Source organism: Ursidibacter arcticus, assembly GCF_009761375.1.
Taxonomy (GTDB): Bacteria; Pseudomonadota; Gammaproteobacteria; order Enterobacterales; family Pasteurellaceae; genus Ursidibacter; species Ursidibacter arcticus.
Window position 1 is genome coordinate 1 of record NZ_LEKM01000036.1, and the last position, 24,288, is coordinate 24,288.

The window sequence follows — 24,288 nt, forward strand, 5'->3', positions numbered from 1 at the left end:
TATAACTTTCCTTGTAGGGGCGCCACGCTGGCGTCCGAATGAAAAAAGACTTTGTCAATAATCTGAAGATCGTATTTTCTGTCAATTTATGATCTAATGGAGATTCATATCCCATATTGATATGGGTTGTAAAATGAGTATTTTCTGTTTTTTGAGAATTTATCTGACCTTAGAGCATATAATCCAAAGTGTTTAGTGAATTCCATTTGGATTGGTTACGAAATATTGTCCTTTTAAACGAGGCATTCCTGTTGATAATACCATTGCTATAGATGGTAAAACTTTACGCCATAGTCTTAATTCAGATACTCAAACTGCCTTGTATAACATAAATTGGCTGAAAATTTCCCTTATTAAGAAGATCCGCTATACTAGGTTTACTTTCCCAATTTATAGGTAGGCAATATGTTGTGGATTTGGTTTACATTATTGGCGGCATTCGCTCAATCAGGTCGAAATGCTTTCCAAAAGCAGTTGAGTAAAACTGTTCCAGTTTTAGGGGTAACGTTAGCCCGTTTTTTATATGCAACACCGATTGCTTTCGGCTATTTGTATTTTCTTTACCAAGTTGAACCCAGTTATGCTATACCCCAATTTAGTGGGTTATTTTTTGCTTATATATTAGGGGCAAGCCTATGCCAAATCCTTGCAACTGCATTGATGGTGCAACTCTTTCGTTTAAAGAATTACGCAATCGGTGTTGGGCTTGCTCGCAGTGAAGCGATTTTAGCGGCAATATTAGGCGTTATATTTTTTGGAACGGAAATTAGTTACTTAGGTTGGCTTGGTGTGATAATCGGCGGAGTTGCATTATTTTTAATGACAGGAGCAACTCAACTTCGCTATCTTTCGTGGCAAACGTTATTGATCGGTATTGGTAGCGGTTTAAGTTTTGCCTTCACTTCTCTTTGGGTTCGAGAAGCCAGTTTACAATTGCATAGCGATTTCTTACTTTCTGCTGCTTGGGTGCTGTTTTCTGTTATCAGTTTAGAAGCCTTATTACTCTTGATTTATTTAGGCTTATTTGAACGTTCGACCTTGCAAAAATTATGGAAACAACCTAAATTCGCCATCGCAACGAGCCTATTCTCTTTTTTAGGATCTTTTGGCTGGTTTAATGCAATGAGCTTAAATGATGTAGCGTTTGTAAAAACTGTCGGACAAGTCGAAATTCTAGTAATGTTGATGATCTCTTATTTTATCTTTAAGGAACGTTTAAAATCTCAAGACCTAATTGGTATTTTTTTGATTGTTCTTGCCGCATTATTGGTGGTTTGGGGCTAAAATTGCCTGATGACTACAAGTGAGTTCACAAACAGATTTTACAAAAAGAGCAGTGCTGAATAAAATATCCGTCTAATCCTTTACGGAAGAATGTGTAGGAAAAGCAAATATGAACCGAAATCGCCCCTTTCAAACTATTGCTATTGTGGGTAAGCCACGCCACGATATTGCGTTAGAAACTCACTTAGCTGTTTATAACTGGCTAAAAGAGCGACAATATAATGTCTTAGTTGAGAAAAATATTGCTCAACAACTGAGTTTGCCTAACCCAATGAGCCTTCAAGAAATCGGCGAATGGGCGGATCTGGTGATTGTGATTGGCGGAGATGGCAATATGCTCGGAATGGCTCGCCAATTGGCAAAATATCAAGTGCCATTGATTGGGATCAACCGTGGTAATCTTGGTTTTTTGACTGACATAGCCCCACAATCTGCTTTTGAACAGCTACACAGCTGTTTAGAACGTGGTGAATTTATTATTGAAGAACGTTTTTTGTTAGATGCTAAAATTGAGCAAAATGGCAAAATTATTGAAGCTAATAATGCCTTAAACGAAGTTGTGGTACATTCTAGTCAAATTGCCAGAACCATTGATTTTGAAGTGAGTATTGATGGGAAATTTGCCTTTTCACAGCGTTCTGACGGTTTAATTATTTCAACCCCAACAGGTTCAACGGCTTATTCACTTTCGGCAGGTGGGCCTATTCTTACCCCTAATCTGAATGCGATAGCACTCGTACCAATGAGCCCGCATAGTTTATCTTCTCGCCCCCTTGTGGTTGATGGCGACAGCATTATTTCACTGCGTTTCGCTCAATATAATCAACCTAATTTAGTGGTAAGTTGCGATAGCCAGCGTTTATTACCTTTTAGTGCTGATGAGCGTGTTATTGTGCAAAAAAGTACGGATAAATTAAAACTACTTCACTTAAAAGATTATAACTATTTCAATGTGTTAGGTTCAAAATTAGGCTGGTTAAGTAAACTCTTTTGATAAGTTAAGCGGTGAGATTGGTAAAAAATTTTACAAATCGCACCGCTTGCTTGTGATAAAATCCTACCAATTTTTCTGGGTAGGATTTTTTAATGAACAAGCAAGGCAAACCTTTTATTTTGCACTCTCCGTTTAAACCGTCAGGGGATCAGCCAACCGCAATAGCGAAATTGATTGAAGGGCTGAATGATGGTTTAGCTCATCAAACATTACTTGGTGTAACTGGTTCGGGAAAAACCTTTACGATTGCTAACGTGATTGCTAACTTAAATCGCCCTGCAATGTTACTTGCCCCAAATAAAACCCTTGCAGCTCAGCTTTATGCCGAAATGAAAGCTTTTTTCCCAGAAAATGCCGTAGAGTATTTCGTTTCGTATTATGACTACTATCAGCCTGAAGCTTATGTTCCGAGTAGTGATACTTTTATTGAAAAAGATGCGTCTATCAATGAACAAATCGAACAGATGCGATTGTCTGCAACAAAATCATTCCTAGAACGTAGAGATACCATTGTGGTGGCATCTGTTTCTGCTATTTACGGTTTGGGTGATGTTGATGCTTATATGCAGATGATGTTGCATTTACAAGTTGGGGCTATTATCGATCAACGCACGATTTTATCTCGTTTAGCCGAATTACAATACACTCGTAACGACCAAGCCTTTCAACGTTCTACCTTTCGTGTGCGTGGTGAAGTGATTGATATTTTCCCTGCCGAATCTGATGAAGTTGCGTTACGAGTAGAATTATTTGATGATGAAATTGAGAATTTAACCTTATTTGACCCGCTCACAGGGCATAGTTTAGGGCGTGTGCCACGCTATACTGTTTATCCTAAAAGCCACTATGTTACACCCAGAGAGCGTATTTTAGATGCGATTGAACAGATAAAAGTGGAACTTGCTGAACGCCGAACTTATTTTATCCAAGAACATAAATTACTCGAAGAACAACGTTTGGCTCAACGAACTCAGTTTGACATTGAAATGATGAATGAACTTGGTTATTGCTCTGGGATCGAAAACTACTCTCGATATTTATCAGGTCGAAAAGAAGGCGAGCCACCACCGACACTGTTTGACTATATGCCGAGTGATGGTTTATTGATTATTGATGAAAGCCACGTTACCGTTCCACAAATTGGAGGAATGTATCGTGGAGATAGAGCAAGAAAAGAAACCCTTGTGCAATATGGCTTTCGCTTGCCTTCAGCTTTGGATAATCGACCATTACGTTTTGAAGAATTTGAACGCTTATCTCCGCAAACTATTTATGTCTCTGCGACACCAGGCCCTTATGAATTGGAGAAAAATCCAGATGTGATCGACCAAGTGGTTCGCCCAACTGGATTATTAGACCCGATTATCGAAGTTCGCCCAGTAGCAACCCAAGTTGATGATTTGCTGTCAGAAATTCATAAACGTGTTGCTGTAGATGAACGAGTATTAGTGACAACACTGACCAAAAAAATGGCGGAAGATTTAACCGATTATCTTGATGAACACGGTGTAAGAGTACGTTATTTACACAGTGATATTGATACGGTAGAGCGGGTAGAAATTATCCACGATTTACGAATGGGAATGTTTGATGTACTGGTTGGGATCAACTTGTTGCGAGAAGGTTTAGATATGCCAGAAGTTTCACTAGTGGCAATTCTTGATGCAGATAAAGAAGGTTTTTTACGTTCAGAACGTTCGCTAATTCAGACTATCGGACGTGCCGCTCGAAACTTAAACGGAAAGGCAATTCTCTATGGTGATCGCATTACTAATTCAATGCAAAAAGCGATTAGTGAAACGGAACGCCGCCGTGAAAAGCAAATGGAATATAACCAACAGAACGGTATTATACCGCAAGCTTTAAATAAGAAAGTCGGCGAGCTACTCGATATTGGGCAAGCAGATAAGCCAAAACGTAGTAAAAAAGTTGCAAAAGTCGCAGAAGATCATACCGCTTACACACCAAAATCTCGTAAAGAACTGGAAAAAGAGCTGAAATCATTAGAACAGCAAATGAAAGCCTTTGCACAAAATCTTGAATTTGAAAAAGCTGCTGCGGTGAGAGATAAGATTAACCAGTTAAAATTGGTATTGCTTGAAATTTGAGATTGATACTAGTTGGTGTAATACAAATAAAAGCGGTCAGTTTTGTGATATATCTTGTAAAAGAAAATACAAAACTGACCGCTTGTTTTATGTAGAATTTAGGTTATTTCTTCGCTTTTAGCACAATCAGTAAGATTGCCATAATCACAGCGGTTGCAACAAAACCCGTGAGTGCTGATTTTGTGAAACCTAATACTAAGTAACCAATAGCAGAAGCACTAGCAACTAATATTGCATAAGGAAGCTGTGATGTTACGTGATCCATATGGTTACATTGTGCCCCTGTGGAAGATAAAATGGTCGTGTCTGAGATTGGTGAGCAGTGATCGCCACATACCGCACCAGCCATTACTGCAGACATACAAGGAATGAGTAGTGTCGCATCTACATTTACTGCCATTCCTGCAGCGATTGGGAGCATAATACCGAATGTTCCCCAGCTTGTTCCTGTTGCAAATGCCATTACTGTTGCAAGTGCAAATAAGATTGCAGGTAAAAACGCAGGATCGATTGTGCCAGCAACCAATGTTGAGAGATAATCTCCCGTATGCATATCTTTAACAACACTACTGATTAACCACGCTAAAACTAAAATTGCAATAGCACCAAACATTGACTTACAGCCTAACCAAATTGCTTTTGGATAGTCTTCTGCTTTAATTAAGCCCAATGTGCAAAGAATTACTGCAATTACACCCGCAGAGCCACCAATAACTAAAGATAAATTTACATTAGTATTTTCAAACGCACCTAATAGTGAGAAGGTTTCTAAAGCCTCTGCACCTGTATAGATCATTGAGGTAACTGTTGTTACGATTAGTACTAAAATAGGTACGATTAACGCATAGACACGTCCTTTTGTTTCCACTTCCTTGTTTTCACTTTGTTGCTCAGCATTTAATGCAGCACGTTCAAAACGAGCCATTGAGCCAATATCTAAAGAGGTGTAAGAAACAATAAAGACTAAAATTAAGGCAAAAATAGCGTAGAAGTTCATTGCACTCATCGAGATAAATGCACTCATTGCGGTGTATTCGGTAATGCTATAAGTTGCAAGCAGTCCACCGATAGTTGCAATAATAGACGCCCCCCAACTTGAAACAGGCATTAGCACACACATTGGTGCTGCGGTTGAGTCTAAAATATAAGCAAGTTTTGCTCGTGATACCTTAAATTTATCAGTAACAGGGCGAGCAATAGCACCAACAGCTAAGCTATGGAAGTAGTCGTCAATAAAAGTTACAAATACTAAACAAGCCGTGAGTAATTTTGCTCCACTACGATCTTTAATATGTTTTTTCGCCCAGTTAGCAAAAGCCTGATTACTGCCTGAATAGGTGAGTAGAGAAGTGAAAATACCTAATAAAAGTAAGAAAATTAGGATCTGAACTTTGCCGAAAGAAAATTCTCCATCAGCATAAACTAAAGCAACGGCAATATCTTTTAAATAACTAAATCCACCAAGAATATCGGAAGAGAGCATAAATGCCCCAACAATAATACCAACCCCTAAGGATAGTAATACTTTGCGTGTTACAATAGCTAAAATAAGGGCTAATGCCGCAGGGACAACAGACCATATTGAGCTTGAATAATCAATTAAATTCATAAAACCTCTAAAAAGATGACTTAGTAATAAATGTTATCGTCAAACAAAATAGAAGAGAAACTACTGAACACCATTATCTAAATGGTATAGAAAGAAAAGGCGGTAATATGAAAGACCATAAATAATGAACCGACCCTAACAGTAGCGCTCCGTAATAACTTATCTTAAATTATCACGACAGTGTCGTTCCTTTCGGTAACGACCCCAACCAATTACATTGACACATAATTGATTTCGGCAAATACCCCTTTCATTTTTCTTCACCGTTTTCCACTCAGAAAAAGTACTTATTGTATCTGCACCTCTACAATTTGCAGGACCGCAATAGATTACCTGAAGAATAGTGCTTTGCCAATAGTTAATGTTAAATTTTTATTTCGTAAGAAATGGCTTTATTATACTTAATAATTATTGGAAATTTATTTATTAGATATTTACCTTTAAATAATCTTAGGTTAAGATAAAAACATTATAGAAATTTTATTCTTAATAATGTTAAATCAAATTTATTTAGGAGATAATAAATGTCTGAAGTTTTAAAAACATTATCTAATATTCGTAGTTTGCGTGTTATTGCTCGTGAAGTAACGCTTGAGCAGTTAGAAGGCTTACTTGAAAAACTCACTATCGTTGTTGAAGAAAAACGTGAAGCAGTTAAAGCACAGGAAGCAGAAGTTGCTCAACGTTTAGAAAGTTTAAACAAATATCGTGAATTATTAGCTCAAGATGGTATTTCTGCAGAAGAATTAGCATTGTTATTAGGTTCATCAACAGAATCTAAAAAACGTGAACCTCGTACACCACGTCCAGCAAAATATAAATATGTTGATAATGGCGTAGAAAAGACTTGGACGGGTCAAGGTAGAACACCAAGTGTGATTCAAAAGGCATTAGATGCAGGTAAATCATTAAAAGATTTTGAAATCTAATTATTCTTAGATTGAATATAAAAGAGAATTCATACAAAATGAGTTCTCTTTTTCCATTTATACATAGATAAAATTAACACAATGATTGAAAATAAAATTTTATTAACAGAATGTCCAGATGATACTGGGTTAGTCGCAAAAATAACGAATATCTGTTATAAACACCAATTAAATATTGTCAAAAATAGTGAATTTGTAGATAGCGATACTCGCCGTTTTTTTATGCGAACAGAATTACAAGGTATTTTTAACGATCAAACGTTACTCGCTGATCTTCAATTTACCTTACCAAAAGGGTCTAGCTATAAATTAGTACCACAAAAACAGAAACGAATTGTGATTTTGGTAACAAAAGAAGCACACTGTTTAGGTGATATTTTAATGAAAACGTATTACGGCGGATTAAATGTAGAAATTGCCGCAGTAATTGGTAATCACGATACGTTAAGAAGTTTGGCTGAACGTTTTGATGTGCCTTTCCACTTAGTAAGCCACGAAGGTTTAACTCGAGTAGAACACGATAAATTATTAAGCGATAAAATTGATGAATATGCACCAGATTATATTGTCCTTGCAAAATATATGCGTGTATTAAATCCTGAATTTGTTGAGCGTTATCCTAATCGTGTGATCAATATTCACCACTCATTTTTACCTGCTTTCATCGGTGCGAAACCTTATCAACAAGCCTATGAGCGTGGGGTAAAAATTATTGGTGCAACAGCACATTTTATCAATAACGAGCTAGATCAAGGGCCGATTATTATGCAAAATGTGATCAACGTTGATCATACTTATACCGCAGATGCAATGATGCGAGCAGGTCGTGATGTGGAGAAAACAGTACTAAGCCGAGCATTAGAATTAGTCTTAGCAGATCGTGTGTTTGTTTATCAAAATAAAACGATTGTGATGTAATTTAAGCAACGTTGTTTGATAAAAATACAGAAGAACTCACCGCTTTATTGAATCATTTAATATATAATGAAAACCGTTGAAATTTTTACTGATGGCTCTTGCCTAGGCAACCCTGGAAAAGGGGGAATAGGCGTGCTGTTACGTTATAAAAATCACGAGAAAACCTTGAGTAAAGGCTATCATTTAACCACAAATAATCGAATGGAATTATTAGCGGTTATTGAAGCCTTATCAATGTTAAAAGAGCCTTGCCATATTCAACTATCTAGCGATAGCCAATATATGAAAAATGGTATTCAAAAATGGTTGGCAAATTGGAAAAAAAATAACTGGAAAACCAGTAACAAAACGCCAGTTAAAAACCAAGATTTATGGATATTGCTCGATCAGAAAATTCAACCCCACCAATTAGAATGGTTGTGGGTAAAAGGGCATTCTGGGCATCGTGAAAATGAAATTTGCGATCAACTTGCTCGAGAGGCTGCAAACCAGCCGACTTTAGAAGATAGCGGATACAATCCAGACTAATTGTTACTTTTCTGTTGAATTTCGTGATATAGATCACAAATGTAAACTCTCAATTAGACAATTTATTGACATACTCTTTGACAATGTTATGATGTTTTCAATCCATTTTTGTTTTGGATTTTGGTTAATTCACTCCAAAATTTGAGATTGGAAATCAAGCTCTGTGATAGTTCTTGAGTTTATGAACTTGAACATTTTTGTTTAAACACAACACCGTTAAGGAGTCTGTTATGGCTAATCACTTTGAACATAATGAATCTCGCCGTGGCTTTATGAAATTAGTTGCTGGCGTAGGTGCAGGTATCGCATTCAGTGGTACTCTTGGTTCACTTTCATCAAAAGCATACGCTGCACCAGCAGCAGGTTCAACAATTGAAGCAGGTATTGCTTACCCACTTTCAACAGGTTTTGACCCAGCGACAGCAAGTGGTGCATCTTCTTTTGCTGCAAATATGCACTTCTTTGAAGGTTTAGTTGATTTACACCCAGCAACTCGCCAACCGTATCTTGCATTAGCGGCTAAAGAGCCAGAGCAAGTTGATGAAACCACTTGGCGTGTTACCTTACGCGAAGGTGCAACTTTCCACGATGGCAAACCAGTTACCACCGAAGACGTTGTTTATTCTTACCAACGTGTTTTAGATCCTGAGAAAAAATCGCTTTTCGCTCAATTCGTACCGTTTATTGACTCTGTTAAAGCAGTAGATGATAAAGTGGTTGAGTTTAAACTTAAATATCCATTTGCTATCTTCAAATTACGTTTAGGTATCGTGAAAATTGTACCAAAACACGTTGTTGAGTCAGTTGGTCAAACCGCCTTTGATGCGAACCCAGTAGGTTCTGGTCCATATAAATTTGTATCAGCAGTAAAAGATGACCGTATCGTCTTTGCTGCTCACGAAGGTTATAACGGCCCATACCCAGCTAAAGTAGAGAAAATGAGCTGGTTCTTATTATCTGATGATGCTGCTCGTGTAACGGCACAAGAATCAGGTCGTACACAAGCGATGGAAAGCGTACCGTATTTAGATGCAGAACGCTTAAAACGTAAAGGTAAAGTAGAATCTGTACAATCATTCGGTTTACTCTTCTTAATGTTTAACTGTAAGAAAGCACCATTTGATAATCCAAAAGTACGTCAAGCATTACACTATGGTTTAGATACTCAAAAACTCATTGATGTTGTGTTCTTAGGCAATGCAAAAGCAGCAACTTCTTATGTACAAGATACTCACCCAGATTATGTGAAAGCTGCTAGCCAATATGATTACGATGCGAAAAAAGCAGCGGAATTATTAAAAGAAGCTGGTGTGGATAAATTAGAATTCCAATTACTTTCAACAGACCACTCTTGGGTGAAAGAATGTGCACCGTTAGTGCTTGAGTCTTGGAATAAAATCCCAGGTGTTAAAGTAACCTTACAACACTTACAATCAGGTGCATTATATGGCGGACACGTTGATAAAGGTGCATACGAAGTTGTAATGGCACCAGGCGACCCATCAGTATTTAGTAACGACTTAGACTTACTCTTAAGCTGGTGGTACCGTGGTGATGTATGGCCGAAAAAACGTTTCGGTTGGTCAGACACTAAAGAGTATGCTGAGTTACAAGAATTACTTGATGTTGCGGTTAAAGCAAAAGAACCAGCAGAAGCTAAAGCAGCTTGGGAAAAAGCAATTAACATCATTGCAGAACAAGTTCCGCTTTATCCAATCGTTCACCGTAAATTACCAACGGCTTGGAGTGATAAATCATTAGATGGTTTCCAACCAATTCCAACCACAGGTCTATCATTTATCGGTGTTGGTCGTAAATAATTGACCTATTCTCCCACTCCTTCGGGAGTGGGAATAAGCTCTTTCATTTGAATATTTAAGCGGTTAGATTGATAACAAATTTTGCAAATTATTTTAAAAATGTAACCGCTTTTTCTTTGATAAACATTAACCTATCCAACGAACCTTTCCTGTAAGTCGGAGAAAAAAATGGAAATCGTACTTCGTCTGTTATTACGTCGTTTAATGGCATTACCAATAATGATGCTTGGCGTAAGTGCATTAGTGTTCATTATTTTGCAATTCACACCGGGTGATCCAGCTACTGTCGCATTGGGCGAAAGTGCTAGTGAAGCAGCAAAAGAGTTATATCGTCAGCAACACGGCTTAAATGATCCGCTTGTTGTTCAATACATTCGTTTTATCGGAAACGCATTACAATTTGATTTTGGAATGACAACTCCGCCAGAACAGCCTATTACTTCTCTCATCGCAAAAGCTTTCCCAATTACCTTACAATTAACTTTTATTGGGGTATTTTTAGCTGCGGTTGTATCTTTCACACTAGGTGTGTTAGCTGCATTGCATCGTGATAGCTGGGTGGATCAAATTATTCGTTTACTTTCTGTTGCCGCAGTTGCAACACCATCTTTCTGGTTGGGGATTTTATTGATTCAATGGTTTGCACTTGAACTAGATTGGTTACCATCAGGTGGATTTGTCTCATTTAGTGAAGATCCGACAGAATATATTCGCTCAATGGTACTTCCTTCTTTAGCCTTAGCAGTGCCTGTTTGTGCGTCATTAATTCGTGTTGTGCGTACCACAATGGTAGAAGAAATGGATAAAGATTATGTGCGTACAGCAATTGGTAATGGCGTACCTTATGCAACAGTTATCCGCCGTAATGTATTACGCAATGCGTTAATTACACCTGTAACCGTACTCGGTTTGCGTGTGGGCTATTTACTTGGTGGTGCAGTGGTTATCGAACAGATTTTCGACTTACCAGGAATGGGTAAATTGATTTTTAACGGTATCGTCAATCACGATTTACACTTAGTACAAGGCGTAGTATTAACGATTGCATTTACCTTCGTGTTGGTAAATATCATTGTTGATATTCTGTATCTTATCATCAATCCAAAAATTCGGAGTTTATAATGTTTCGTCAAGGATTAGCAGATCGACTTGCTTCTGGCGGTGCAAGATTCAAAGCATTATCAACCGCCTCCAAAATTGCATTGATTTTCTTACTGGTTGTTGCAGCCGTTGCAATTTTAGCGCCGTGGGTGGCACCTTATGACCCGCTCCAAACGTTACGCCCTGTGCAAGCACCAAGTAGCGAATATTTATTCGGAACAGACCGCTTAGGACGAGATATTTTTTCTCGCTTAGTTTACGGTGCACAAACCTCGCTCTTTATCGGTTTAGGTGCGGTAGGTATGGCGATTGTCTTTGGTAGTATCTTAGGGGCAACAGCCGCAACCGCAGATAAATTCGGTAATGAAGTCATTATGCGTTTAATGGATATTTTAATGGCATTCCCAGGTATCGCATTAGCCGCAGTATTACTTGCTACTTTTGGCAACAGCGTACCTGTCATTATTTTAACCATTGCGGTAGTTTATACACCACAACTTGCTCGTGTTGTGCGTGCTAACGTAGTTTCACAATGGGAAGAAGACTATATTCGTGCTGAACGTGTTATTGGCGGTAGCCGTACTTATATTCTTTTAAAACACGTTGTGCGTAATACCGCTGCACCAGTGCTTGTATTTGCAACGGTAATGGTTGCTGACGCTATCGTATTGGAAGCCTCACTTTCATTCTTAGGTGCTGGTGTACAACCGCCGCATCCATCTTGGGGTAATGTGTTATCAGAAGGGCGTAACTTAGTATTAAGTGGTTTCTGGTGGGCGACAACCTTTGCGGGCTTAATGATTCTTTTAACCGTATTATCGTTAAACATTTTATCTGAAGGTTTAACTGATGCCTTAGTGAATCCAAAACTCAAACGTAGCCCAACAGCAACTAAAGAAGACGTATCAAAACCGCTTTCAACAGATGTACAAGAAGCGATGGCAGAAGGTTTAGCTTTAAAACGCTACTTATTAAAATTACAAGAGAAAGAAGTGACTCGTACCGATCGTATGCAAGTTAATCCAAATGCAAAACCGATTTTACAAGTGAAAAATCTTTCTATCCGTTTCCCTAATCGTTATGGCGAAACACCTCTTGTTGATAACATTAGTTTCACCGTTCACGAAGGCGAAACAATGGGCTTAGTGGGTGAGTCTGGCTGTGGTAAATCTATTTCAGCTTTCTCAATTATGGGCTTATTACCAAAAACAGCCAAAATTACAGGGGAAATTCTCTTTACCGACCGTAGCGGTCAGCAACACGACTTGCTCAAAACAGATAAATTAAATGAATTGCGTGGTCACGAAATTTCAATGATTTATCAAGATGCGTTAAGTGCTTTAAACCCATCAATGCGTATTAAAGACCAAATGCAACAACTTATTAGTCGTGGCGGTAAACAATCAGCAGAAACCCTATTGCAATGGGTAAAACTTGACCCAGAAAAAACCTTAAATCGTTATCCACACGAATTATCAGGTGGTCAAAGACAACGTGTGTTAATTGCAATGGCACTTGCTCGTGAGCCAAAACTCTTGATTGCAGATGAGCCAACAACCGCATTAGACGTAACTGTTCAAGCTGAAGTGGTTAAATTGCTTAACGAATTGCGTGAAAAACTTGGTTTTGCGATGGTATTCGTAAGCCACGACCTTGCACTTGTTGCACAAATTGCTCACCACATTACTGTAATGTATGCAGGTCAAGTTGTTGAAGCTGCACCAACGACACCATTGCTCACAAACCCAACGCACGAATATACGCGTGGATTATTAGGTTCGGTGCTTTCAACAGAGTGTCGTGCAGAGCGTCTATATCAAATTCCGGGTAGTGTTCCATCACCATTTGACTTTGCTGATGGTGACCGTTTTGCAAGTCGTTCATTACGACCAGATGCAAATCCAAAACAACGCTTGAAACTTGTTCCAGCAGGCGATCATCCGAAACATCTATGGGCATCACATTTGGAGGCTAAATAATGAGTATGAAACCATTAAAAGAACAGCCAATTATTGAATTGGAGGACATTGTTGTACAGTTCCCTTCTCGTGATGGTACGCTGTTCAATCCAAAGAAATTTACTGCCGTAGGTGGAGTGAGTTTAAGTGTTAGTGCAGGTGAAACTGTTGGCTTGGTAGGGCAGTCTGGTTGCGGAAAATCCACCCTTGCTAGCGTGATTATCGGTTTACAAAAACCAACATCAGGTACAGTTAAGTTTAATGGCTTACAAATGAAATACGGTAGCACCGAAGCACGTAAACAATTTGGACGCCAAGTATCGGTAATCTTCCAAGATCCAGCAACCGCATTAAATCCAAGAATGCGAGTGCTAGATATTTTGAAAGACCCGATGGATATTCACAACGTGTTACAACCACACGAACGTGAAAAACGTGTGTATGAACTGCTTTCTCGTGTTGGCTTACCACGTTCCGCCGCATTAGTTGAACCCACTCGTTTATCGGGCGGACAAAAACAACGTGTGGCAATTGCTCGTGCGTTAGCGTTAAACCCGAAATTGATTGTGGCGGACGAACCAACATCAGCATTAGACGTATCCGTTCGAGCTCAAGTACTTAACTTACTTGCAGATTTGAAAAAAGAGTTAAATCTTGCAATGGTGTTTATCTCGCACGATTTACAAACAGTACGCCAAGTCTCTGACCGTATTGTCGTAATGAATGGTGGATTGATCGTTGAGCAAGGCGAAGCCGCCGAAGTCTTCGACTTCCCACAAAAAGAGTACACCCGAATTCTATTAGACGCAGCTCCATCACTTCTCTAATAGACACAACCCCTAACAAGCGGTAAGATCGTGCAACTTTTTTGCAAAATCTTACCGCTATTTCAATCTATTGAAACTGTGAAAAATTACCTCTTAAGATTCTCTATGTAAAAGTCTTCAACCTCAAAAATTGGTGTAATGGGTGAATCAGCAACCATTTTGTCCATTACACCTCCTATTCGAGTTCATCTAGATCTGACAGAGATAGTAATACTGCATCAGGAAGTGAAGGTGAACATCCTTGTAGTTGGAAAAATTTTGGTAAATCCATAACAAATGGAGCTATTACAGGGGATATTAGTGATGGTTCTATTCATCTAGCTATGTTTTGGTGGTAATTATGAAAAAATCGCTAATTATTCAGGCTCCGATATTTTTTTCGATAACTTTTTTGATTGCATATTTGTTTGAATCTAACGAAAGAAGTATTGTAAATATAATGGTTGGTTGTTTTGTTGGCACAATTATTTATATTATTGTTGTATATTTCCTACTGAAATGGTTTAATAATATAGTGATATTTGAATGAAAGAAGGTGTAAAATGAAAAGATTTATTCTCACTACTTTTATTTTTGCTATTTTCTTTTTTATAGCTTCCAATTTTATTTATCCTATATTACCTTTTGCGGTAAATAGATGGATTGCAGATCCTATTTTAGCACTAGTGGTATATTTAACCTTTTTTAGAAAAAATATAAAAGCTCATAGAACATTTCTGTGAGCTTTTATTGGAATTATTTTTTATTAATACGATCATAAATATATGTTGCAACAAATTGACCGAGTAACATTAGAAGGATAACAAAAAGCCATTTTGTTATGTTTGTTAGCTCAGTCTCTTTGATGAGTAATAGGTAAATTGCCACTCCTATTACAGTACCTAACATTTGGATGAGTTTTCTCATTTGAATTAGTCCTCTGGGGTATAGCCATTTTTTAATTCATTATTGATCTGATTTTTATAATTTTCCCCTATTTTATTATAATCTGTAGTTTCAATTGCATGTCCAACAACACTACCTGCAAGCGAGCCAATAGGGCTAACATAGCTACCAATAGCTCCACCTATTGTAGCTCTCCAACTAGGGGATGAATCAAAGAAAGAACCAAAATCGAAAAGCCACCATTTATTGGCAAGGGGGAATGAAATGTACCTATATTTAAGAAACTATTCAGAGATAGTTAGTTCGCATTGATATATGTTATGACCTATAACTAACATTGGCTGACCAACAATGAGAGTGAGTTGGTGTTTTCCTACAGGTAAACTAGGTAAATTAACTCGATTTCTCTGTACATTACCTGTATCTCGTAACCCATCTTCTAGTTGTAGTTCCCATACAATTTGTCTTTTTTTTGTTGGATCAGCAAAGAACAGTGGAATATAAATCGGAGAATTTTGTTTAAATTCTTTTGATGATGGAATGACTGGACGACCTAATTTTTGTATTTTTAATTTCTTCATAAATCCTCCTGATAATAAAATTAAATATACTCGAATGATAAAATCGCACTTAATTTATGGAAATTAAGTGCGATAATATTCGATTATTTATTGCCCAATTGTGGTAATACGTTATTTTGTACAGATAATAGACCTGTTTCGGTGTAAATACCTAATTTATTGCGTGTATCAACAATATCCAAGTTACGCATTGTTAATTGACCAATACGATCTGCTGGAGTAAATGGAGCATCTTCTACTTTTTCCATACTTAAACGTTCTGGTTCGTAAGTTAGATTTGGTGATTCAGTATTTAAAATAGAGAAGTCATTACCACGGCGTAGTTCAAGAGTTACCGTACCTGTAATCGCTTTTGCAACCCAACGTTGTGCTGTTTCACGCAACATTAACGCTTGTGGATCGAACCAACGGCCTTGATACAATAAACGCCCTAAACGTAAACCATTGATACGGTATTGTTCAATCGTATCTTCGTTATGAATACCCGTTACTAAGCGTTCATAAGCGATATGTAATAATGCCATTCCTGGTGCTTCATAAATACCACGGCTTTTCGCTTCAATGATACGGTTTTCAATTTGGTCTGTCATACCTAGACCGTGGCGACCACCAATGCGGTTTGCTTCAAGAATAAGTTCAACAGGATCTTCTAAGCGTTTGCCATTTAATGCAACAGGAACACCTTCTTCAAAAGTTACAGAAACAGTTTCAGGCTTAATTTCAACGTTTTCGTCCCAAAATGCTACGCCCATAATTGGTTTTACAATTTTAATCCCTGTACTTAATAGCTCAAGATCTTTTGCTTCGTGGGTTGCACCTAACATATTTGAGTCTGTTGAGTATGCTTTCTCTACTGACATTTTATATTGGAAACCGTTAGCAATTAAGAATTCTGACATCTCGTGGCGACCACCTAATTCATCAATGAAAGTTTGATCTAACCAAGGTTTGTAAATTTTTAATTTTGGGTTGGTTAATAAGCCATAACGATAAAAACGTTCAATATCGTTACCTTTAAACGTACTACCATCACCCCAAATATTCACATCATCTTCTTTCATTGCTGCAACTAGCATTGTTCCTGTTACCGCACGGCCTAACGGGGTAGTATTAAAATAAGGCATACCGCCTGTGGAAATATGGAAAGCTCCACATTGAATAGCAGCAATGCCCTCGTGAGCTAATTGGCTACGGCAATCAATTAAACGAGCATTTTCTGCACCGTATTCCATCGCTTTTTTAGGAATAGCATTGTAATCATCTTCATCTGGCTGACCTAAATTAGCAGTATAAGCATAAGGCACAGCTCCCTTTTGACGCATCCAAAGTAACGCGGCACTGGTATCTAATCCGCCAGAAAAAGCGATTCCAACTTTTTGATTAAGAGGTAGAGTTTCTAAAATTGTTGCTGACATAGGACTTCCTATTTATTTAGAGTTAATATGTGAAGAAAAAGTGACACGCGAAAACGGTTGCGTTCGGGGAAAGTATTTTACCCTAAGCCTTCATTATTTTCTACATTTGTATTGGGGGTTTCTAATTATATCAATGAGAAAAATGAGGCAGTTTCTCATAGTTAAGGTATTTAGTATAATGTTTGCTGATATCAATTCTTAAAAACCTATAAAATGCTTTCAAATGAAATTTTATTAACAATCAAACTTCAGCAAGTACTTTTTGTTGATCCTAAACGGATTGGGCTACTAAAAGCAATTCAGCAAGTGGGTTCAATAAACCAAGCAGCCAAAAATGCAAACGTGAGTTATAAAAGTGCTTGGGATCATTTAGAAGCAATGAATGCTATTAGTCCTAAGCCATTATTAGAGCGTAATACTGGAGGTAAAAATGGTGGAGGAACACAGCTAACACCATATGCAGAACGCTTATTACAGCTCTATGATCTGCTTGCTCATACTCAAGAAAAAGCTTTCCAAATTCTGCAAGATGAGCAAATTCCGTTAGATAGTGTATTGACAGCAACGGCAACTTTTTCACCACAAAGTTCAGCAAGAAATCAGTTATTTGGTAAAGTTGCAGGGCTTCAGTATTTTAATGGTGGTTGTGATGTGAGTGTTCAAATTGCAAATTTTCCTATTGATCTCACCGCTTGTATTACGCCTAAAAGTGCAGAACGACTAAAACTATCTTTAGGCAAAGAAGTTCTACTTATGATTAAAGCTCCTTGGTTAGAGGTTTATTCTAAACCATTGAAAAATAAAGTTAATTTATTTCAAGGAACGGTTAAGGATATAATGGAAGAAGATGGCTTTTTGGAAATTTCGATTATCGCAGGGCAGACAGAATGTTTTGCGACGATTAAATCAGAGACGCAATTTGAAATAGGACAAGATATTTGGGTAAGTATTGAACCGAAACAGATTGTTTTACTGAGTTTGTGATCTGTAACGAGTGTTATTTACACGATAGAAACAATGGCCCTAATTTTGTTTTAGGAATTGCAAAGTGTTCAGGATAAGTTACATCGACCAAATACAATCCTTCTGCTTTGGCGGTGGGAGCAGCTAGAGTGCGATCTCGCTGCTCTAATAGCCACTTGAGCCATTCAATCGACTGTTTACCTTGCCCGACTTCAATTAGGCTGCCGACAATATTTCGTACCATATGATGTACAAAAGCATTGGCTTGAATATCGACAATAATATAATCGCCTTGTCGGCTAACGTTTAGATGATGAACATTACGCCAAGGAGTATGTGATTGACATTGTGCTGCACGAAAAGCAGAAAAATCATTTTCACCGAGCAGATATTGCCCTGCTTGGTGCATTTTTTCTGCATCTAGCTCGTGATAATAGTGCGATACCCCAAAAGGTAAAATAGCCGAACGCAGTTTATGATTATAAATAATGTAGCGATAACGGCGAGCGGTTGCACTAAAACGTGCGTGGAAATCATCGGGTACAATTGTAGCCCATCTAACAGCAATATCTGGTGGAAGATGTGTATTCGTACCAAAACACCAACTTTGTAACGCTCTGTTAGCTGATGTTTCAAAATGGACAACTTGCCCAGTACCGTGAACCCCTGCATCTGTTCGCCCTGCACAAAATACTTCGCAAGGTGAATTCGCGATAATTGATAAGGCTTCTTCTAATTTTTGTTGTACCGAATCGACATTTTGCTGACGCTGCCAACCATAGTAGCGACTGCCGTCATACTCAATTCCTAATGCAATCTTCATTTACAAATTATTCCGCTTATCTTACCGCTTGTGAGCTATTTTCGACCTAATATTATTTCGTAATTAACGACAAAAATTCTTTGCGTGTCTCACGATCTTGTAAAAATACACCGCCAAATGCTGATGTAATGGTTTGGCTGTTTGTGTCTTTTACACCACGACATTTCACGCAAAAGTGCGTTGCTTTGACATAAACCGCCACATCTTCAGTTTCTAAAATAGTTTGAAATGCAGTGAGAATTTGTTCAGTAAAACGTTCTTGTACTTGTGGCCGTTGGGCAAAAAATTGTACGACACGATTGATTTTTGATAAGCCAATGACCCAATCTTTCGGATAGTAAGCGACCGCTACTTTGCCATCAATAGTAACAAAATGATGCTCGCAAGTACTGGTTAAGGTAATATCATCAACCAATACCATTTCGCTTACTTTCATCTGATTTTTGATTTTAGTAATTTTAGGGAAGGTTTGATAATCTAAGCCACTAAAGATTTCATCAACATACATTTTGGCTAAACGATGTGGCGTTTCTTCTAAACTATCATCTCGTAAATCTAAACCCAGTAATTCTAAAACCGAACGCATATGTTGTTGAATTTCAGCTCGGCGTGAATCTTTATCTTTTTGATGTGCTACTGTGGGTGTTTCAATACCTTTTGCAACTAATGCGGCTCTAACACTTTCAGCTTCAGGAGAAATATTGCTCATTGATTTACCTCTAAAAATTTAAGCGTTGGATTCTACCAAATTACCCTAAAAATACAACGAAAGAGCTAAAAATCGTGTAGAATTGAGAACCATTTTTGTAAACTCGATGAAATAAGATGAGATATTGCCAATTTAACCCCGATATTGTCCCTCTTGCACAGCATACTTTTGTTGAGCAGTTATTAAATTGCAAAGATTTCACCAAATCTGACCGCTTGTTAGGCTCATCAAAAGGGCGAGGCACAACTTGGTTCATCAATACAACGGCAGAACTTGGGATCAATAGTGTGCTTCGTCATTATTATCGGGGAGGAATTTTTGGTAAATTAGTGAAAGATCGCTATTTCTTTACTCACAATGAGAACACCAGAGCAGTACAAGAATTTAATTTACTTGGGCAACTCGTTCAATGGGGATTGCCCGTACCACGTCCGATTGCTTGCCAAATAACTCGCCAATTTTTCTGTTATCAAGCGGATATTTTGTTAGAAAAAATTGCGAATACGCAAGATCTAAGCCAATATCTACAAAAAAATCAACTCACTAAATTGCAATATGCCGAAATAGGCAGGTTAATTCGTCAATTACACGCTCATCAGGTACACCATTCCGATCTTAATATCCACAATATTCTCATTGATAATCAAGGGAAATTTTGGTTGATTGATTTTGATAAATGCAAAATTCAGATTGGTTGCTCTTGGAAACAGAAAAATTTAGATCGCTTACATCGCTCTTTTCTAAAAGAACAAACTCGTTTAGGGATTTTATTTAATGAACAAGATTGGCAAATGTTACTTGATGGATATGCCAAATAACCTAGAACGAATGTAATTTTTGAAAAAGATAATTTAGGGCAAATATAATTTGCCCCTACGGTTATTAGAGATGATGTTGTTATAAGATACCTATTCGTAGGGGCTAATTACATTAGCCCCATTCAGAAATTATAAGCGAAATACCTTTACATTTGTAAAACCATTCTCTTTTAAATACAGGGCTTGTAATTTACTCATTACACCACGTTGGCAATAAAGCAGGTAATTTTTGCGCTGATCTAACTGTCCAAATTGATTGGACAATTTATAGAATGGTAAGGTTTGAACTTCTACGCCAGCCAAGCTGAACGGATTTTCATCGACTTCTTCAGGGCTACGAATATCTAGGATAATATCATTAGGGCTTAGCTCTGATGTTGTTTCTACGGAAACCACTTCTTTTTCGGTTTGTTGGGCAATTTCTCGAATATCTAAGAAATTTGCATTAGCAACCGCTTGTTCTAAAATTTCAAAATTGAAATGCCCTTCTTCTTCCAAAATTTTACTTTCAATCGCTTTAACCGTTGGATTTTTTGAAATTACCCCACAAAACTCAGGCATTGATTTGGCAATATCATCAGTGCCGATCATTTTTGCCATTGCGATGATCTGTTCTTTATCGTGGGTAATCAATGGGCGAAGAACGAGAGTATCTGATGCTTTATCAATTAAACGTAAATTGGTTAATGTTTGGCTAGAAACTTGCCCTAGTGCTTCACCTGTTACGATCCCTTGAATATCAAAGCGTTGAGCAATTTTACTTGCGGCTCGCACCATCATTCGTTTTAGGATCACACCCATTTGCCCGTTATCGACTTTTTCTAAAATTTCGCCAACGACATTTTCAAAATTAATTGCCACAAAACGAACTTTGTGTGAAGTGCTATAACGACTCCAAATATGGTATGCCATCTGTTTTACGCCAATTTCGTGAGCCGCACCACCTAAATTAAAGAAACAGTAATGAACACGAGAACCACGACGAATAAGCATATAGCTTGATACGCCTGAGTCAAATCCACCTGAAATTAAGGAAAGCACATCTTCCTGCGTCCCAATTGGATAGCCACCGATCCCTGCGTGGCGAGCTTTAATCAACAGCATTTTATCGTGTTCTATATCAATTCTCACTGTAACATCTGGGTTACTTAGTTTTACAGATGCCGATTCAATATGTTGATTTAAACCACCACCAACATAACGTTCAACATCTAATGAGCTAAATTCGTGTTTTCCTTTACGGCGAGCTCGAACACAGAAGGTCTTACCTATCAATTCATCTTTTACAGCTGCATAGGTATGTTCAAAAATATCGTGTAGGGTTTCAAACGGTTTTTCTTCCACTTCTAAGATATGATGAATACCGGGAGTGCGTTGTAATAAATCCAGTACTAATGGGGCTTCTTCTGCTACTTTAGCTCGGACTTCAATAAAATCCCAGTTACGAATAACGGCGACATTTTCTGTTTCACGAGTTAATACATTGCGAATGTTGGACGTTAAAATTTTGATAAAGCGTTTACGCACTGAATCGCTTTTAATCATAATTTCAGGGAAAAGTTTAATAATAAATTTCATAAGTAAAGATCAACTAAAATAAAAAACGGTAAGATCCTATCATATTTTGTAAAAAATACCGAAGATCTTACCGCTTGTGTTAAGTATTGTTTTTATTTACGGTATTTACCCCCCATTGCTTGATATACCGCATTTTCATTTTTAATCAGCGTATATTTCATTTCTAATAAACTCAGCTCTGATGCTCGCTCTGTATTCAAGGCATTTAGCCATTCACGAAATTCAGAAACACCTTGATCGTAACGGTTTTTATAATATCCGCTGATTTTCTTGTCAGAAGCATATTTTTTCTGCAAATTAGCATAACCATTGCGTGCTTGATTATAAGCGTAGTAATAAGTGTCGATTTCGTTTAATGCTGAGGTTATCGTTTGTTCATAATTTAGACGAGCTAATTTATAGGCTTCTTCCGATAATTTCACGTTATTTTGAACACGATTCCAATCTAAGAATGGCAAGTTCAGCGATAATAGCCCTGTTGATGTTGGGTTATCAAGTAAATTCCCCACTTTCCCTGCTGATGCAGATAAAGATCCTGCAAGAGTTAAGGTTGGATACCAGCTCTTTTCCATTGCGGTCAAACTTTTAAATGCCCCTTGAAAGCGGTTTAAACTTGCATTGAGATCAGGGCGATTTGCGATAACAGAAACAGGCACATTCATATCAACACCTTGTAACTTCACGCTATTTAATTTGGCGTAATTCACTGCAAGCGGGTCGTTCGGTTTTAAATTTAGCAAATTACGCAACGTCTGCTCAGCGGTTTTCTGTGCTGTTTGTAAATTGATTAAGGTATTTTTTGCGGCAAGAATTGCTTGTGTAGATTGTGTTACTGTCAGCCCATCAATCAAGCCTGCATTTTGTTTATTAGTCAAGATATGGTTGATTTGCTCGTAGGTCTTAATACTCTGTTGAGTTACACGAATGGCATCGTTGAAGTACGCTAGATTGTAATAGCTACTCACTACGCCGTTAATTAAAGAAAGACGTGCGGCTTTTAAATCTTCTTCAGTGGCATTTTTTTCCCACTCTGCGGCACTAGCCGCATCTTTTAAACGCCCCCATAAATCAAGTGTATAGCTCAAATTAAAGCCGAGTTGATGATTGATGGTTGAAACGCCTGTGGAAACGACATTATCAGTCGAACCAATACCTTTAGTCGCTGAAGAACGGCTTTCGCCACTAAAAGTCGGAACTAAATTTGCACCGACTAAGTTAGCTTGATACAGGGCGGAATTAACAGCAATGGCAGCTTTCGCTAAATTGATATTATTCGCTAGAGCCATTTCAACTAAACGATTTAACTCTTTATCTTGGTAGCCTAACCACCATTTTTCATCAATTTGGTATTGTTTTGTAATATCTTGGTAGGTTTGGTGGGTAAGTTGTACATTTTCTAATGAGCCGTCATTACTCATATTGTTGCTACAAGCACTAAGTACGATCATCGCACTAAGGGAAATCGCCCATTTTGTGATTTTCATTGTTTTTTCCTTTCTCAAAAATAGTAAGGCTATTTTAAAGAAATAGCCTCACTTCGACTAGCATAAAAATGAACGATCATTCATTTTTTGCAAAAGTTTACAAACAGCTGACCGCTTATTCTGATAATAGCTGAGAAATAAGTTGTTGATGACGTTCTGCTTGTGTTGCTTGTTTTAAGCGTTCTGCAACAAGAATGCTCTTTAATTCAGCTAATGCCTGCTGGAAATCATCATTGACAATCACATAATCAAATTCATTATAGTGGCTCATTTCAGAAACTGCCTCTGCCATTCGTTTAGCAATCGTTTCTGCTGAATCTTGTCCTCTGCCGATTAAGCGTTTTTCTAATTCGCTCTTAGATGGCGGTAGAATGAAGATCGTTTTTGCTGTTGGTACTTTGTTACGAATTTGTCTCGCACCTTGCCAATCAATATCTAAAAAAACATCAATCCCATTTTCTAAACTACGCTCAATCATTGGTAAAGATGTGCCATAGTAATTTCCAAATACTTCCGCCCATTCTAAAAAATGATCTTTCGCAATTAGAGATTTAAATTCATCGTGAGTGGTAAAATAATAATGAACGCCATCTTCTTCCGCAGGGCGTGGGTTACGAGTGGTGTGAGAAATGGAAAGTTGCACTTCACTTCTTGGTAAATCGGCTAATAATGCGTTGATTAAAGACGATTTGCCCGCACCACTTGGTGCTGAAATAATATAGAGATTGCCTAAACTCATAATAGATACTCAATAAAAATAAATAACAAGGACGCATAATGCGTCCTTACAGATTATTGACAAAGTTTTTTTCATTCGGACGCCAGCGTGGCGTCCCTACAAGAAAAGTTATAACCAATTGAAAAATAACAGATTTTATTTTGTTGTGTAGGGACGCCACGCTGGCGTCCGTTTATTGAATACAACAAATTGAGGTTTGTCATCAGTCTGAATCATT

The 24,288-nt window shown here is 37.8% G+C and carries 21 protein-coding genes and 1 riboswitch; of the genes, 12 read left to right on the top strand and 9 right to left on the bottom strand.

Going from position 1 to position 24,288, the window contains the following annotated elements; all coding sequences use genetic code 11:
• Positions 1–405 precede the first annotated feature (405 nt).
• The 3 genes from A1D25_RS01305 to uvrB all read left to right on the top strand — a co-directional run bounded on the left by A1D25_RS01305 (position 406) and on the right by uvrB (position 4,386).
• Complete coding sequence (locus A1D25_RS01305; RefSeq protein ID WP_157393919.1) at positions 406–1,284, top strand: DMT family transporter; 879 nt, start codon at positions 406–408, stop codon at positions 1,282–1,284.
• A gap of 109 nt (positions 1,285–1,393) precedes the next feature.
• The gene (locus A1D25_RS01310; RefSeq protein WP_157393920.1) at positions 1,394–2,278 is read left to right on the top strand and encodes an NAD(+) kinase; all 885 of its coding nucleotides are present in this window, start codon (positions 1,394–1,396) and stop codon (positions 2,276–2,278) included.
• Between the two features lie 92 nt (positions 2,279–2,370).
• The gene (gene uvrB, locus A1D25_RS01315; protein WP_157393921.1) at positions 2,371–4,386 is read left to right on the top strand and encodes an excinuclease ABC subunit UvrB; all 2,016 of its coding nucleotides are present in this window, start codon (positions 2,371–2,373) and stop codon (positions 4,384–4,386) included.
• Between the two features lie 103 nt (positions 4,387–4,489).
• Here uvrB and A1D25_RS01320 read toward each other — a convergent pair whose 3' ends face one another.
• A complete protein-coding gene (locus tag A1D25_RS01320) occupies positions 4,490–5,995 on the bottom strand; it encodes a Na+/H+ antiporter NhaC family protein (RefSeq protein WP_157393922.1) in 1,506 nt (501 codons plus the stop codon).
• 134 nt (positions 5,996–6,129) lie between these two features.
• A riboswitch (Lysine riboswitch) is annotated at positions 6,130–6,310 on the bottom strand.
• A 209-nt stretch (positions 6,311–6,519) separates the two neighbouring features.
• On the opposite strand from A1D25_RS01320, the gene A1D25_RS01325 reads away from it, so the two are divergent.
• The 7 genes from A1D25_RS01325 (at position 6,520) to A1D25_RS01355 (ending at position 14,076) form a co-directional block, all read left to right on the top strand.
• Positions 6,520–6,924: an H-NS family histone-like protein gene (locus tag A1D25_RS01325; RefSeq protein WP_157393923.1), complete on the top strand. Its 405-nt coding sequence runs from the start codon at positions 6,520–6,522 to the stop codon at positions 6,922–6,924.
• Positions 6,925–7,005: 81 nt separating this feature from the next.
• Positions 7,006–7,842 (top strand): formyltetrahydrofolate deformylase, encoded by an 837-nt coding sequence (gene purU / locus A1D25_RS01330; RefSeq protein WP_157393924.1) that lies wholly within the window; start codon positions 7,006–7,008, stop codon positions 7,840–7,842.
• Positions 7,843–7,908: 66 nt separating this feature from the next.
• Positions 7,909–8,370 (top strand): ribonuclease HI, encoded by a 462-nt coding sequence (rnhA, locus tag A1D25_RS01335; protein WP_157393925.1) that lies wholly within the window; start codon positions 7,909–7,911, stop codon positions 8,368–8,370.
• A 230-nt stretch (positions 8,371–8,600) separates the two neighbouring features.
• Positions 8,601–10,190: an ABC transporter substrate-binding protein gene (locus A1D25_RS01340; RefSeq protein WP_157393926.1), complete on the top strand. Its 1,590-nt coding sequence runs from the start codon at positions 8,601–8,603 to the stop codon at positions 10,188–10,190.
• A 168-nt stretch (positions 10,191–10,358) separates the two neighbouring features.
• Positions 10,359–11,312: an ABC transporter permease gene (locus A1D25_RS01345; protein ID WP_157393927.1), complete on the top strand. Its 954-nt coding sequence runs from the start codon at positions 10,359–10,361 to the stop codon at positions 11,310–11,312.
• The gene (locus A1D25_RS01350; RefSeq protein ID WP_157393928.1) at positions 11,312–13,270 is read left to right on the top strand and encodes a dipeptide/oligopeptide/nickel ABC transporter permease/ATP-binding protein; all 1,959 of its coding nucleotides are present in this window, start codon (positions 11,312–11,314) and stop codon (positions 13,268–13,270) included. Before A1D25_RS01345 ends, A1D25_RS01350 begins: the two co-directional genes overlap by 1 nt.
• Positions 13,270–14,076, top strand: a complete 807-nt coding sequence (locus A1D25_RS01355; protein ID WP_157393929.1) for an ABC transporter ATP-binding protein — start codon at positions 13,270–13,272, stop codon at positions 14,074–14,076. Before A1D25_RS01350 ends, A1D25_RS01355 begins: the two co-directional genes overlap by 1 nt.
• 735 nt (positions 14,077–14,811) lie before the next feature.
• Here the strand turns inward: A1D25_RS01355 and A1D25_RS01360 are convergent.
• The 3 genes from A1D25_RS01360 to argG form a co-directional block, all read right to left on the bottom strand.
• Positions 14,812–14,982, bottom strand: coding sequence for a hypothetical protein (locus A1D25_RS01360; protein WP_157393930.1), 171 nt, complete (start codon positions 14,980–14,982; stop codon positions 14,812–14,814).
• A 263-nt stretch (positions 14,983–15,245) separates the two neighbouring features.
• Positions 15,246–15,542: a hypothetical protein gene (locus A1D25_RS01365; protein WP_157393931.1), complete on the bottom strand. Its 297-nt coding sequence runs from the start codon at positions 15,540–15,542 to the stop codon at positions 15,246–15,248.
• Between the two features lie 83 nt (positions 15,543–15,625).
• Positions 15,626–16,957, bottom strand: coding sequence for an argininosuccinate synthase (argG, locus tag A1D25_RS01370; RefSeq protein ID WP_157393932.1), 1,332 nt, complete (start codon positions 16,955–16,957; stop codon positions 15,626–15,628).
• 213 nt (positions 16,958–17,170) lie between these two features.
• Between argG and A1D25_RS01375 the strand changes: the two genes are divergently transcribed.
• Positions 17,171–17,941, top strand: coding sequence for a TOBE domain-containing protein (locus tag A1D25_RS01375; RefSeq protein ID WP_157393933.1), 771 nt, complete (start codon positions 17,171–17,173; stop codon positions 17,939–17,941).
• A 13-nt stretch (positions 17,942–17,954) separates the two neighbouring features.
• Here A1D25_RS01375 and truA read toward each other — a convergent pair whose 3' ends face one another.
• Positions 17,955–18,743 carry a tRNA pseudouridine(38-40) synthase TruA gene (truA, locus tag A1D25_RS01380; protein WP_157393934.1) on the bottom strand — a complete coding sequence of 263 codons (789 nt, stop codon included), beginning with the start codon at positions 18,741–18,743 and terminating at the stop codon, positions 17,955–17,957.
• 52 nt (positions 18,744–18,795) lie between these two features.
• Positions 18,796–19,452: a GTP cyclohydrolase I FolE gene (gene folE, locus A1D25_RS01385; protein WP_157393935.1), complete on the bottom strand. Its 657-nt coding sequence runs from the start codon at positions 19,450–19,452 to the stop codon at positions 18,796–18,798.
• A 116-nt stretch (positions 19,453–19,568) separates the two neighbouring features.
• Here folE and A1D25_RS01390 point away from each other — a divergent pair, with 116 nt between their 5' ends.
• The gene (locus A1D25_RS01390) at positions 19,569–20,270 is read left to right on the top strand and encodes a 3-deoxy-D-manno-octulosonic acid kinase (protein ID WP_157393936.1); all 702 of its coding nucleotides are present in this window, start codon (positions 19,569–19,571) and stop codon (positions 20,268–20,270) included.
• 129 nt (positions 20,271–20,399) lie between these two features.
• Here the strand turns inward: A1D25_RS01390 and thiI are convergent, their stop codons facing one another.
• The 3 genes from thiI to gmk form a co-directional block, all read right to left on the bottom strand.
• Positions 20,400–21,848 (bottom strand): tRNA uracil 4-sulfurtransferase ThiI, encoded by a 1,449-nt coding sequence (gene thiI / locus A1D25_RS01395; protein ID WP_157393937.1) that lies wholly within the window; start codon positions 21,846–21,848, stop codon positions 20,400–20,402.
• 92 nt (positions 21,849–21,940) lie between these two features.
• Positions 21,941–23,332, bottom strand: coding sequence for a toxin/drug exporter TdeA (tdeA, locus tag A1D25_RS01400; protein ID WP_157393938.1), 1,392 nt, complete (start codon positions 23,330–23,332; stop codon positions 21,941–21,943).
• A gap of 115 nt (positions 23,333–23,447) precedes the next feature.
• The gene (gene gmk / locus A1D25_RS01405) at positions 23,448–24,071 is read right to left on the bottom strand and encodes a guanylate kinase (RefSeq protein ID WP_157393939.1); all 624 of its coding nucleotides are present in this window, start codon (positions 24,069–24,071) and stop codon (positions 23,448–23,450) included.
• Positions 24,072–24,288: the final 217 nt, after the last annotated feature.